The 12834-nt window shown below is 51.2% G+C and carries 11 protein-coding genes; 8 read left to right on the forward strand and 3 right to left on the reverse strand.

The window, feature by feature from the left end; genetic code table 11:
• From ACG1BZ_RS22880 to slmA, 3 genes are all read left to right on the forward strand, one after another.
• Window positions 1-2376 carry a phosphomannomutase/phosphoglucomutase gene (locus ACG1BZ_RS22880; RefSeq protein ID WP_413663819.1) on the forward strand — a complete coding sequence of 792 codons (2376 nt, stop codon included), beginning with the start codon at window positions 1-3 and terminating at the stop codon, window positions 2374-2376.
• A 146-nt stretch (window positions 2377-2522) separates the two neighbouring features.
• A complete protein-coding gene (argB, locus tag ACG1BZ_RS22885) occupies window positions 2523-3440 on the forward strand; it encodes an acetylglutamate kinase (protein ID WP_413663820.1) in 918 nt (305 codons plus the stop codon).
• Window positions 3441-3551: 111 nt separating this feature from the next.
• Window positions 3552-4160: a nucleoid occlusion factor SlmA gene (slmA, locus tag ACG1BZ_RS22890; protein WP_108735025.1), complete on the forward strand. Its 609-nt coding sequence runs from the start codon at window positions 3552-3554 to the stop codon at window positions 4158-4160.
• A gap of 64 nt (window positions 4161-4224) precedes the next feature.
• On the opposite strand, the gene ACG1BZ_RS22895 is transcribed toward slmA, so the two are convergent.
• Together ACG1BZ_RS22895 and pyrE are read right to left on the reverse strand one after the other, a co-directional pair.
• A complete protein-coding gene (locus ACG1BZ_RS22895; protein ID WP_413663821.1) occupies window positions 4225-4821 on the reverse strand; it encodes a hypothetical protein in 597 nt (198 codons plus the stop codon).
• A gap of 47 nt (window positions 4822-4868) precedes the next feature.
• Window positions 4869-5522 (reverse strand): orotate phosphoribosyltransferase, encoded by a 654-nt coding sequence (pyrE, locus tag ACG1BZ_RS22900; RefSeq protein WP_413663822.1) that lies wholly within the window; start codon window positions 5520-5522, stop codon window positions 4869-4871.
• 114 nt (window positions 5523-5636) lie between these two features.
• On the opposite strand from pyrE, the gene ACG1BZ_RS22905 reads away from it, so the two are divergent.
• A complete protein-coding gene (locus ACG1BZ_RS22905) occupies window positions 5637-6404 on the forward strand; it encodes an exodeoxyribonuclease III (RefSeq protein ID WP_413663823.1) in 768 nt (255 codons plus the stop codon).
• A 66-nt stretch (window positions 6405-6470) separates the two neighbouring features.
• Here the strand turns inward: ACG1BZ_RS22905 and rph are convergent, their stop codons facing one another.
• A complete protein-coding gene (rph, locus tag ACG1BZ_RS22910) occupies window positions 6471-7190 on the reverse strand; it encodes a ribonuclease PH (RefSeq protein ID WP_413663824.1) in 720 nt (239 codons plus the stop codon).
• A gap of 109 nt (window positions 7191-7299) precedes the next feature.
• Between rph and ACG1BZ_RS22915 the strand changes: the two genes are divergently transcribed.
• The 4 genes from ACG1BZ_RS22915 (at window position 7300) to ACG1BZ_RS22930 (ending at window position 12687) form a co-directional block, all read left to right on the forward strand.
• A complete protein-coding gene (locus tag ACG1BZ_RS22915; RefSeq protein WP_413663825.1) occupies window positions 7300-8187 on the forward strand; it encodes a YicC/YloC family endoribonuclease in 888 nt (295 codons plus the stop codon).
• Between the two features lie 88 nt (window positions 8188-8275).
• Complete coding sequence (locus ACG1BZ_RS22920) at window positions 8276-8830, forward strand: rhomboid family intramembrane serine protease (RefSeq protein ID WP_413663826.1); 555 nt, start codon at window positions 8276-8278, stop codon at window positions 8828-8830.
• Window positions 8831-9359: 529 nt separating this feature from the next.
• Complete coding sequence (locus tag ACG1BZ_RS22925) at window positions 9360-11108, forward strand: S8 family peptidase (RefSeq protein WP_413663827.1); 1749 nt, start codon at window positions 9360-9362, stop codon at window positions 11106-11108.
• A gap of 334 nt (window positions 11109-11442) precedes the next feature.
• Complete coding sequence (locus ACG1BZ_RS22930; RefSeq protein WP_413663828.1) at window positions 11443-12687, forward strand: sterol desaturase family protein; 1245 nt, start codon at window positions 11443-11445, stop codon at window positions 12685-12687.
• Window positions 12688-12834: the final 147 nt, after the last annotated feature.

Genomic DNA, 12834 nt, shown 5'->3' on the forward strand with positions numbered 1-12834 from the left:
ATGCAGAAAGGGTTATTTTTACCGTTATTATTAGTAGTTGTCGCTTGGCTGGGCGGTGCCTATCTGTTAATCCAGTATCTTGTAATACCCCATAATCATTCGCAGATTGAGCTAGCCGCCAAGCAAAAAACTGCCGAACTAGCTGAAGTCGTGCAGTCTTACGTCGCAGACTATTCGAAGCGCCTGCAGGCCCTTGGATCAAGGAAGCTCCCTGCAGCAACACTGATTGAATCTACCAAACTACCTGAGCAGGTATCCCTCCAGGCCTTTTCTTCCGAACAGGTTCGAGTGGGATCAGGGCAAAATCCCTCCCTGAACTTTGCCTTGGTCGATCTGTTAAAGCGCAGTCAGGAAATACCTGAGCAACCGATGGAAGTACTGCGTACAGGTGTGGAAAATAGCTGGCAACTTCATAGTGTTATCACCCTGGAAAATGAACAACTACTGGCTACCCAACCCTTTTCCGTGCTGGAAAACATTTTAAAAAGTCTGGGCGGTAGTCATGGACAAGTTCAGTTAATGCAGAAGTTTCCCGATGCCCACCGACAAACTCTGTGGCGCGCAGGCATAGGAAAAGGCTACAACACTGTAGAGCAACTTGAGGACAGCTATTTAAGCCTCCACTTCAGTCCCTCCCAAATCTTTGTCGAACAGCACAGTCTGCCCACATACTGGATTTACATCGGAGCCGGTATTGGAATATTGGTGAGCCTATTCGCCCTACTGAAATTCCTACCTCGCGATTCGAGAGCCCCGTGGGAAAGAAGTAAGGATGCTAGTGGCAGCGAGCTTAATAAGGCGCACCCACAAGCCTCTGATGGAGGAAATACACAGGTTTCCAATACAGATTTTCTGCCGCAGAGCTTGGCCTCAGCACCCAGTATCTCGGACTCTGATTCGGAGAACTCAGAAAGCGAAGAAAAAGAAAATAGTTCAAAGGACTTGCCAGAAAGTGACGATGACAAGCCCGAGCTGCCTCTGACCTCTGAGTATCCCCAGCATGTTTTCCGCGCCTACGATATCCGTGGAATCGCCGGGCAGGAAATCAACGAACCTTTTGCCTATCAACTAGGTAGAGCGCTCGGCACCCTGGCACAGCACGCTGGAGAACATCTCTTGCTAGTTGGCCGAGATGGACGCAATAGCAGTGAGACACTTAGCCAGTGCCTGATTGAGGGAATTCTAGATAGTGGCTGCAACTCTATTAATCTCGGCCTGATTCCATCACCACTTCTCTATTACGCTTGTGCGAAAGGAAAAAATACCAGTAGCGGGGTCATTGTTACCGCAAGCCACAACCCTGCGGAATACAACGGCTTTAAGATCGTACTGAAAGGTCGCGCCCTGGCGGAAGACAAACTGCAGGGGCTCTACCAGTTGATGAAAAAAGGCCCATTCAAAAGTGGGGAAGGCGCCAATCGGGAGCAAGAAATCACCGATAAATATATCGATGAAGTTTTCAATAATGTCGCCCTCGCCGGGCAACCGCACTTGGTTATCGATGCTGGCAATGGCGCCACCTCTAACCTGGCTCCCCGCCTCTTTGAGCAGCTCGGCTGTGCAGTAACACCGATCTATTGTGAGGTGGATGGCAACTTCCCCAATCACGCACCGGACCCCTCCAGACCAGAAAACCTCGAAGCCTTGACTGAAAAGGTTCTGGCTACAGGAGCAGATCTGGGCGTGGCCCTGGATGGTGATGGTGATCGTGTTACCCTAATTTCAAGCAGCGGCCGTATCGCTTGGGCAGACCAACTGGTTATGTTGCTGGCAAGGGATATCCTTGCGCGCAATCCGGGAGAAAATATTGTCTTCGACGTTAAGAGCAGTCGCAGTTTATCCCAGCTAATCAGCCAGTATGGGGGCCGCCCCATTATGTGGAAGACCGGACACTCTCCGATGAAAGCCAAGATGTTGGAGACCAAAGCCATTTTGGGCGGCGAGCTTTCCGGACATATCTTTATTAAGGACCGCTGGTTTGGTTTCGACGATGGTATCTACGCTGCTGCGCGGGTACTAGAAATTATGGCACTGCGCGAACAAAGTCTTGATGAACTCCTCGACACCTTGCCGAAAATGCACAGCACCCCTGAGATCCTGCTACCAGTAGAGGAAACTGAGAAGTTTTCACTGATAGACCAGCTGCGCGATAAGGGGAATTTTGGCAATGCCGATATCAATACTATCGACGGCCTGCGTATAGAGTTTCCCGATGGCTGGGGGCTTGTACGTGCCTCCAATACCACTAGCGCACTAACCCTGCGCTTTGAGGCTGAAAATGAACAGGCCCTGGAGCGCATCCGTACTGAGGTGATGGGACAGCTCAGAAGGATTGCTCCCGCAATTACTGTACCCGACTGGCAGCTGCTCGATTAAGATAAAACGGCGGAATAGACTGCGCCGCCATCGGGCCAGTGCCCCTATTGCTTAGAAAACAATCCACCACATTTGCTTTAAATCGTTGGCGACTCAATTCAGGACCCCAAACCTGATTCCCTTTCGCCCTGTGTAAGGAACTGCCCATGTCCCTAGATCTAAACTCTGCGCTGAAAAGTGCCCAGGTCCTCAATGAAGCACTGCCCTATATCCAGCGCTTTACAGGCAAAACTATTGTGGTCAAGTTCGGTGGCAACGCCATGGTGGATGAGCAACTACAAAACAGTTTCGCGCGAGACATTATCCTGATGAAGCTGGTAGGTATGAACCCAGTGGTAGTGCACGGTGGCGGACCTCAAATTGGGCAGCTGCTAAATAAGCTCAGTATTGAGTCCCGCTTCGTAGACGGAATGAGAGTCACCGATAGCGAAACCATGGATGTTGTGGAGATGGTGTTAGGGGGCACCGTCAACAAACAGATCGTCAATTTGATTAACAAAAATGGGGGCCGCGCGGTAGGTATCACCGGTAAAGACGGATTACTGGTTAAAGCGCGAAAGTTGACCCGAAAAAATGAGAGCGCGGGACTACATGCCTCTGAAATCATTGATATCGGCCAGGTTGGAGAAGTCGAGAAAGTTAATATTGATGTGATCAATATGCTGGTCCACAGTGACTTTATCCCAGTTATTGCGCCCATTGGGGTCGACGGCAATGGGGTTTCATACAATATTAATGCCGATCTCGTCGCTGGAAAAATCGCCGAGGAATTGAAAGCAGAAAAGCTGATGTTACTCACCAACGTCGCCGGTCTGCAGGATAAGGAGGGGGAGGTTCTCACCGGACTGACTACCAATGAAGTGGAGAGCTTAATTCAGGATGGCACCATCTATGGCGGCATGCTGCCAAAAATCACCTGCGCTCTGGACGCTGTTCAGGATGGGGTAAATTCCGCTCACATCATCGACGGCCGTGTGCCCCACGCCATATTGCTCGAAATATTTACAGATCGAGGCGTGGGTACCCTGATTACCAACATAGAAGCACAAACTGTGGACCACTAGCCCCTTGGCAATTGAAGACAGCCCGGCGAATCGGTAGGATTCCGCCGCCGTCAAAATAAGACGACAAGAGCAAAACTAAATTCCGCCCCCCAAGCGGACCAAAGGCAGTCAATGAGCAGCGAAAAAATCAATCGGCGTCAACAAATCCTGGAAGCTCTAGCACATATGCTGGAAGTCAGTCCCGGCGCACGTATTACAACAGCAGCACTGGCCAAGGAAGTTGGTTTCTCTGAAGCCGCGCTATATCGTCACTTCCCCAGTAAATCCAAGATGTTTGAAGGGCTGATCGAATTTATTGAGGAGACCATTTTCAGCCGTATCGCAATGATCCTGCAGGAGGAGCCCTCGGCTCTCAATCGCTGCCAGAAAATTCTGCAGCTCCTGCTAGCTTTCTGTGAGCGAAACCCTGGAATCACTCGCCTGCTCACAGGCGACGCGCTTACCGGTGAAACTGAAAGGCTGCATGGACGAATCCTGCAGTTATTTGATCGACTGGAAACCCAAATTAGACAGATCTTGCGCGAAGCCGAGTTGCGCGAGCACCTGCGCCCGACTCTTCCTCTCGGTGGTGCTGCCAACCTGCTTTTGGCGAGCGCGGAGGGGCGTATCGTCCAATACGTGCGCAGCGGTTTTAAGCGTAAGCCTACAGAGTACTGGGCAGAACAGTGGCCCGTATTAACGGCTGGTTTCTTCCGTGAGACAGTGGCTGCAGCCAGATAACCATTTCCTCATGAGGGCTGTTTGGCGGTAGCCCTCCGAAATTATTCAGGCATTGAGAAATTAGCTAGCTCTCAGCATTAAGTTCGGTATAGCGGGCTACCGCCTTATCAAAATCAACCCCTATGGTATCCGCTTCAGCCGCACGCCGGCTGAGGCGCTCCTCAAGCACTTCCATTTCTTTTTGTAGATCTGCAATTCTCTGCAACAATTCGGGAGCCACCTCACGGCCGCCCCGCTGCGTGCGCGCAGCAGAGGCTTCTTCCTGGGCAATTTGCCGGCGTAGACTGCTGATATTTGACTGCATGATAGCCATATCCTGCTCTACGACAGCCAACTTGCGCGACCGAGCACTCTCAATATCCGCAATACTGTTATAGCGCTTGAGCAACTTACGATCCGCCTCACGCTGGGCCTCCAACTTAAGCTGGGCCTGGTACTCTTCAGGACTGAGCTGCGGTGCGATTACTTCAACTACACGACCGGTAAGAGTGAGAATCTCATATCCATTTGGAACAAATTCCGGTGGAATAGCATCGTTGATCACCAGGACTCCCTGGTGATCAGTGTATCGATACAAAACCCGGCTATTGTTACCATAAGCCTCTACAGCCAACATCAAAAGGGTGCTGACCAATAGAGGTACTAAAGGGGCGATTCGCATCGCTCTTCTCTCTGAATTAACCGGCCCACAGCTAGGGGGGGCAATATTTATTGACCCGCGACACCGTAGCGCTGCCGGTAGTCCACAATTTTCTGCAGAGTATCGCTATCATTCGACTCCTGCTCGAGAAAGCTGATCACATCGTCTAACTGCACGATGCCGACCACAGGAATATTGTACTGTCTCTCAACTTGCTGAATAGCGGAGAATTCACAATCTTCACTAGCCTTTTCCTGGCGGTTGAGACCAATCACAACTCCCGCTGCTTCTGCGCCATGAGATTCGATAATTTGCATCACTTCGCGCACGGCTGTGCCCGCAGTAATAACATCATCGATAATCAAAACCTTGCCATTAAGCGGCGCACCCACTAAGGTTCCGCCTTCACCGTGATCCTTGGCTTCTTTTCGGTTGTAACAGAAAGGCTTATCGATCCCCTTTTGGGCTAGAGCCACAGCAGTCACCGCACCCAGCGGGATACCTTTGTAGGCCGGCCCAAAAATGACATCGAACTCCACTCCCGAAGCGATTATCGCCTCGGCATAGGCCTGCCCCAGCGCTGCCAGTGCAGCACCGGTGTGGAAACGGCCGGCATTGAAAAAGTAGGGGCTTTGACGGCCCGACTTCAAAGTGAAGTCGCCGAAACACAAAACCTGATGATCCAGGGCAAGTTGGATAAAATCGCGCTGATATTGCTGCATGGAAAATTGTTAACTATTGGCTAAGGTGAAGGGAGACCTCCCCGTAGCATTCCCGGGGGTAGGCATGCATATAATGTTTCTAATGATACACAGTCCGCTGGTAAGGGGCTAATAATGCGAATAGTAAGCTTGTCGGTAGACGGCGTTCATCAGGCCGCCCAACGCGGTCTCTACGATTGGTTGGCGGAGCAGGACGCAGATATTATCTGCCTTCAGGATCTGCGCTCTCTCGAGCCTGAATTGGACCACCCAATATTTCACCCCGACGGTTATTACAGTTACTTTTTCGACTCGGGAACTCCCCACGAAAATGGTGTGGCTATCTACACCCGCAGCCAGCCCAAAGCCATCATATTCGGCATGGGCTTCGCCAATGGTGAGGATATGTACGGCCGCTATCTACAGGCGGATTTCGAGCGACTGAGCGTTGGCTCTCTGCTCGCGCCAGTCGCCTCCGATGAGACGTCGTTAGAGAAAAAAGTCCAATTCTTTGAGGACATGCAGGCGCACTTGCTAAAAATAAGCCGCAAACGCCGCGACTTTATTTTCTGTGGTAACTGGGGCATGGCTCACCGTCGTGCAGACGTACAGAATTGGCAGGATCACCAGGATTCTCCCGGCTTTATGCGTCACGAACAGCGCTGGCTGGACCAACTGTTTAATGATGTTGGCTATGTCGATGCTTTTCGCCGTGTAGTAAAAGATACCGACGAATTTAGCTGGTGGCCCAGCGGTACTGTCGGAGAAGGAGATGGCTGGCGTACTGATATGCAGATCGTTTCTCACGGTCTAAAAAATCGCATTGAGTACGGTGCAATCAATAAGAATGTGAAATTCTCCAGCCACTTACCGGTAATCATGGACTACGAAATCGAAGTTTGAATCGCACGGAGTTCCGGCCCCTTCCCTATTGGGAGAGGGCCGGATACAAACCAAGGGGCGGCTGCTTTACTCGTCCAGCGCCCGCTTTTGCAGAGCGATCAATTCATCAATACCCGCCTTGCCCAACCCCAGCATCTGAGCAAACTGCTTTTCGGTAAATGGCTCACCCTCTGCAGTGCCTTGAACCTCGATCATGCCGCCATCTTCGGCCATCACCAAATTCATATCGGTATCCGCTGAACTGTCTTCCGGGTAATCCAGGTCCAGTAACGGCTCCCCCTCATAAATTCCCACTGATACCGCCGCTACCATATTCTTAAGCGGATCTTCGGCAATGATTTTTTCCCTCTGCATATGACGCAGGGCGTCAACCAGTGCCACACAAGCACCTGTGATTGCTGCGGTTCGGGTACCGCCATCGGCCTGGATAACATCGCAATCGACGGTGATTTGATTCTCACCTAGCTTCTCCAGGTCTACCGCCGCTCGCAGTGAGCGCCCGATCAAGCGCTGAATTTCCACGGTGCGGCCACTCTGCTTGCCCTTGGCCGCTTCCCTTGGCATACGAGAGCCTGTGGAGCGTGGCAGCATGCCGTACTCTGCAGTTATCCAACCGCTGCCCTGGCCGCGTAAAAACCTTGGGACTTCACTGGAGAGAGAGGCATTACACAAAACCTTGGTATCACCAAACTCCACCAACACAGACCCCTCCGCATGACGGGTATAGTTGCGGGTAATTTTTACCGGGCGCAATTGCGCAGGGGCGCGGCCACTGGGACGCTGCATAGTCCACCTCAAATATTGAATGAAAGCCCCGCATTATATACCCCAGCATGGCGATCCAAACGCTGTGTTATTATGCCGGGCCGATTAATACGCCTGTAGGGGATCAGCTATGGCCAGTCAACGGGAACAGAACAAAGTGCGCAGCATGACAGCCTTTGGACGCGCCGAGGCCAATTACGCAAGCGGCACTGCTATCTGGGAACTGCGCTCGGTCAACCATCGCTACCTGGAACCACATTTCCGTTTACCCGAAGCGGCTCGCTCCCTGGAAACACAACTGCGCGATACGCTGCGCAAGACGCTGTCCCGCGGCAAAGTTGAACTGACCTTGAGCCTGAAGACCAATAGCGCCGAAGACACTGGGCTGGAAATCAACCAACCCCTCGCCCAGGCGCTGATTCATGCGGCAAAACAGGTAGCCGGTGGCGAGGATGTTCAACCACTCAATCCCTTGCAAATTCTCCAGTGGCCCGGTGTTATCAGTGAACCTGAAGCAGATACCGATAAACAGACGGCAACGATATTAGAGGCTTTTCGCGAGGCACTGGGACAGCTGCGCGCAAACCGTGAACGCGAAGGCGCTGAGCTAGCCAAGTTTATTGAGGCCCGACTCAAGGGAATCGAAGAGCAGGTAGCCAATGTTCGAGAACTGCTTCCCCTAATTCTTGAAGCACAGCGAGACAAGCTGCGCAGCCGCCTGGAAGAATTGCAAGTGGAGCTGGACAAGGACCGGCTCGAACAGGAGATCGTCCTGTTGGCCCAGAAGGCTGATGTGGATGAAGAGCTCGACCGCCTCAGTGCGCACACTTCTGAAACACGTCGGGTTTTAGCCGGCGGTGGATCAATCGGCCGGCGGCTGGATTTCCTGATGCAGGAGTTTAATCGCGAAGCCAACACCCTTTCCTCAAAGTCTGTGGTTACTGACACAACCCAGGCTGCGGTAGAGCTCAAAGTATTGATCGAGCAGATGCGCGAGCAAGTACAAAACATCGAATAACCCTCTGGGGCATTCTCACCGAGACTGTGGATGCCCCTCTGCCACCAGAGAGGGGGATTTGTGATAGCTCACCCTTTAAGGAATATTTATGCGACACAACCTGAAGTGGGTCGGCGCTATTTTTTTAGTGCTTGCTGCAATTGAGATTATTAATATTCTGAGCGGCCGATCGCTTAATTACTTTGGTATTGTTCCCCGCTCAATCAACCACCTCCCCCATATTTTTTCTGCACCATTACTGCATGGAAATAGCTGGCATTTCTTCTCGAACATATTCACTCTGTGCATCTTCAGTTTTTTAGTGTTGCAGTACGGGGTAAAAACTTACCTTAAAGTGACCCTGTTCGTTGTGATCACCACCGGACTGGCCGTTTGGCTTTTTGCTGGCAGGGGCAATCATTTGGGAGCTAGCTCAGTTATCTATGGCTATTTCGGCTTTTTGCTTCTTGCGGGATTTATCAGCAGGAAATTTAGCCGTTTATTAATATCTATTGTGGTAGCCGTCCTTTATGGAGGGCTTATTTTCGGTGTCTTGCCACGAGGTGGTTTTATCTCCTGGGAGTCCCACCTATTTGGATTTATCTTTGGATTGCTGGCTGCAAAGCTGTGGGCCAAAGTTCCCAGTTATAGCAAGGCCAGATAAACACAAGTCCTAACACCAACCTTTCAACCTCAAACCCCAGTAGTAGCCAGCAAAGGTTTTCATTACTGGGGTACCCTCAGGAAACAGGCCCCAAAGCCAAGCTACGTAAATGCTACGTACACGTCACTAAGAAGCGTTTAGCGATTCATCTTTTCTACGCACGATAATTCTTTTATCTGAAAATATTCGTTTATCATCCAGTTTCCCCCCTGTGAACCCCTCCACATCTCTCCCGTAGATAAATTCTCACTATCAGATTTTTTTCCCAAAACTTATAAATTTGTCGCCAAAAGCCACACAAGTTTAAAGGCTTAAGCTGAGGATAATAATTTCACGAACGTTATAAAGAAGTACCATTTTGAAACTTTGGTACCAATTTTGGTCAAACTGACTTACCGACTGTGAGAAAGACAGTTTCAAGGCCTATCCGTTAAACAAATTTATTTTGTTAGTGCGGAGTTTTTCAGGAGTCTCCGGCCTATCGGAATACTGATAGCCGGATTTAAAATATCTCGGAGATATAACAATAATGAAATCATCATTGAAAAGTCTTTTGCAAAAGACGACTCTGGCGAGTGCGTTTTCGTTACTGTGTGCTACCCCTTTCGCTACTCACGCAGCGGACGCGGAAAAAACACTGCTAACCGACCGCATCATCGTAAAGTACAAGGAGAGCGCTAAAGTTGGGAAGGCGGCCACCATGGCCACAGAGACGGTCGAAAAAGCTTCCCGTCGTGCCGGCCACAAGATGCGCCACCTCCGCCGTATGGCCACTGGCGCCCAGGTAATGCGCCTGGAAGGCCGTAAAAGTAGAGCTGAAGTAAACGCGATCATCGATCGCCTGAAACAGGATCCGGATGTGGAATACGCAGAGCCGGACCTGATTATGAAAGCGATGGCCGAGCCCAATGACCCGAGCTATCTCAGCCAGTGGCATTACTACGAGTCCACCGGCGGCTTGAACCTGCCCTCAGCTTGGGACGTTACCCAGGGCGATGGCGTAGTGGTTGCCGTACTCGATACCGGTTATCTCCCCCACGCCGATCTGGTAGACAATATCCTACCAGGCTACGATATGATTTCTGACACTTTCGTCTCCGTAGATGGAGATGGACGTGATGACGATCCCACTGACCCAGGGGATTGGTATACAGATAAAGCCTGCGGTGACGATCCGAGCATCCCCTCCGAGAGCGACAGCAGCTGGCACGGCACCCATGTAGCCGGCACCATTGCCGGGGTTACTAACAACAACATGGGTATCGCCGGTGTAGCCTATGATGCGAAGATAGTGCCCGTTCGTGTGCTTGGACGCTGTGGTGGCTATACCTCTGATATTGCCGACGGTATTATCTGGGGTGCCGGTGGTTCTGTCAGCGGATTACCAAGCAACCAAAACCCAGCCCAAGTATTGAACCTGAGCCTCGGCGGTGGCGGTAGCTGTGACACTACCACGCAAAGCGCTATCGACACTGCGCGCAGCCTCGGCGCTACCGTGGTTGTCGCCGCTGGTAACAGTGGTGCCAACGCAAGCCAATACTCGCCTGCCAGCTGTGATGGGGTTATTACCGTTGCGGCAACTGACCGTACCGGCGGCCGCTCTTATTACTCCAACTATGGCAATGTGGTTGATGTCGCTGCACCCGGTGGCGCACAGAGCTTCGCAAACGATTCCGACGGTATCCTTTCCACCTACAACAACGGCTCTACCGATGCGGGCAGCGATAGCTACTATTACAGCCAGGGCACCAGTATGGCAGCCCCCCATGTCGCCGGCGCAGCAGCGCTGATTTATTCGGTTAACCCCGACGTTACTCCGGATGAAGTTGAATCGATCCTCACCAGCACCGCTCGCAGCTTCCCCTCTTCTTGCAACAACTGCGGCTCCGGTATTGTGGACGCGGCAGCAGCTGTAGCTATGGCGAGCGGCGACGATAGTGGTAATGGCGACGACGATGACGACAGTGGCAGCAATGGTTCAGGTTGGACAGAAACTAACCTTTCTGGCAGCCAGGGCAGCTGGAATGACTTCACCATTGATGTTGAGTCGGGGACTTCCACCCTTACTATAGAGATGTCCGGTGGCTCCGGCGAAGTTGATCTCTACGTGCGCCACGGTAACTATCCTACCCTGCGTCGATATGACTGTCGTCCATACCTCTGGGGTAACGAGGAGAGCTGCACCATTAGTAACCCGGATTCCGGCACCTGGTACATCAGTGTCTATGGGTATGAATCCTACAGCGGTGTGACTTTGGAAGCGGAAGCTAGCGAGTAAATAGCGACCCGTTCAGAGTAAAAAAAGACCGGCATTTGCCGGTCTTTCTATTTATAAACTCCAAAGAAAATCCTTTCACGAAGAAAACCATGCCTAAACATCAAAAGTCGCACCTAGCCGTGGTACCAATTCGACGTATCGCATGCTCTTGCCAATCTTTTGATTAGTGCCAATCAGGCACCACTTTTGTAAACCTGAAAGTTAATTACGTCAAAACCCCTTCAGCGAATACTGACTGATTTCAGAATCCATGCTTCACTGGCATATGCGGCCCAGTAGCCGTGTGGCAGAGTTCGATAGATACGCTATCTAATAATAAAAATATGGGGTTTCTGTGGACCTGCTTACTTTCTCCATTCCATTTTTTCTGACCGCCATGCTTATGGAGTTCGCCCTGGATCGCTGGAAAGGCTGGGGGCTCTACAGGCTGAATGACACTATTGGCAATCTCAGCACGGGGATTCTCAATCGTATTATCGGGCTTACCTATAAAAGCTTATTCCTCGTTATCTATATCCCGCTGTTTACGTTGCTACAACCCTACTATCAATGGGTTGGTTTCAACTGGTCTATCGACAATGTCTGGCACTTGGCCCTGGCAGTTCTCGCATACGACTTCTGCTACTACTGGAAGCACCGTATCTGTCACGAGGTAAATATCTTTTGGGCAGAACACCTGGTGCACCACCAGAGTGAGGACTACAACCTGAGCACAGCATTGCGCCAGTCTTCGGGGGGGTTACAGCTGGATTGGATATTTTATCTACCGCTTCTATTGATTGGTTTGCCGGCAGAAATTGTTATTGTCGCCGGCGCAATTGATCTTATTTACCAGTTTTGGGTTCACACACAAAAAATACCCAAGATCCGCTGGTTGGAGTGGTTTGTCATTACCCCCTCGAATCACCGGGTACACCACGCCCAGAACGCTGTCTACGTAGATAAGAACTACGGCGGAATATTAATACTTTGGGATCGCTTATTTGGCACTTACCAGCAGGAACTCGAATCTGAGCCCTGTCTTTACGGTGTGCGTAAACCCCTGAATACCTTTGATCCTGTAGCAGCCAATTTACAACACTTAAAGCGCATGGCCATTGATGCCTGGCACACGAAAAGCTGGTGGGAAAAGTTCACTCTTTGGTTCCGCTCCACAGGCTACAGACCCACAGATGTAGAAAAATCCATGCCAGTAGCCTCTACCGATCTGACAAACTTTAAACGTTTCAACCCTGAAATTAGCCCTGGTTTGCGCAACTACGCATTCGCACAACACCTCTGTTACACCGCCACAACCTTATCTCTCCTCTGGTTCACCAGCGTATTGAGTTTCTGGCAACTTATGGGCTCGGTTATTGCCTTGATTATCTGCCTGGCAATTAATGGAAGGATACTGGATGGTCATCCTATTTCAGGGCGCCTCGAAACTTTGAGACTCGCAGCACTCATCTGCGCTATTCCGCTACTAAACAATACATATGTACCACTCTTCATATCCTACTTGCTCGCAAGCTCTTTGGTATGGTGGTGGTTGGCAACCCGGCGCAAAGAGGATAGAGTCACTTTCGTTAGCGATTAACAACAGGGAGATCCCCTTAATCACAGGTGGTTGGCGGTGATTGAGAAACTCCCGCGAGGCTATCCCGGCCGGGCCCAGGCGCGCAGGTGGTAACGCGCCCTGAATCTCCCAACAGATACCCCCACTCCGGTCGGGGGCTAGCCTTGT

Origin of the sequence: Microbulbifer sp. CNSA002 (assembly GCF_047324085.1) — a bacterium.
In the GTDB taxonomy this organism is placed as follows: Bacteria; Pseudomonadota; Gammaproteobacteria; order Pseudomonadales; family Cellvibrionaceae; genus Microbulbifer.

Excerpts from the sequence above, each read along its gene's own strand:
- ACG1BZ_RS22880 (WP_413663819.1), top strand. The coding sequence starts at position 1 with ATGCAGAAAGGGTTATTTTTACCGTTATTATTAGTAGTTGTCGCTTGG.
- argB (WP_413663820.1), top strand. The coding sequence starts at position 2,523 with ATGTCCCTAGATCTAAACTCTGCGCTGAAAAGTGCCCAGGTCCTCAAT.
- slmA (WP_108735025.1), top strand. The coding sequence starts at position 3,552 with ATGAGCAGCGAAAAAATCAATCGGCGTCAACAAATCCTGGAAGCTCTA.
- ACG1BZ_RS22895 (WP_413663821.1), bottom strand. The coding sequence starts at position 4,821 with ATGCGAATCGCCCCTTTAGTACCTCTATTGGTCAGCACCCTTTTGATG.
- pyrE (WP_413663822.1), bottom strand. The coding sequence starts at position 5,522 with ATGCAGCAATATCAGCGCGATTTTATCCAACTTGCCCTGGATCATCAG.
- ACG1BZ_RS22905 (WP_413663823.1), top strand. The coding sequence starts at position 5,637 with ATGCGAATAGTAAGCTTGTCGGTAGACGGCGTTCATCAGGCCGCCCAA.
- rph (WP_413663824.1), bottom strand. The coding sequence starts at position 7,190 with ATGCAGCGTCCCAGTGGCCGCGCCCCTGCGCAATTGCGCCCGGTAAAA.
- ACG1BZ_RS22915 (WP_413663825.1), top strand. The coding sequence starts at position 7,300 with ATGGCCAGTCAACGGGAACAGAACAAAGTGCGCAGCATGACAGCCTTT.
- ACG1BZ_RS22920 (WP_413663826.1), top strand. The coding sequence starts at position 8,276 with ATGCGACACAACCTGAAGTGGGTCGGCGCTATTTTTTTAGTGCTTGCT.
- ACG1BZ_RS22925 (WP_413663827.1), top strand. The coding sequence starts at position 9,360 with ATGAAATCATCATTGAAAAGTCTTTTGCAAAAGACGACTCTGGCGAGT.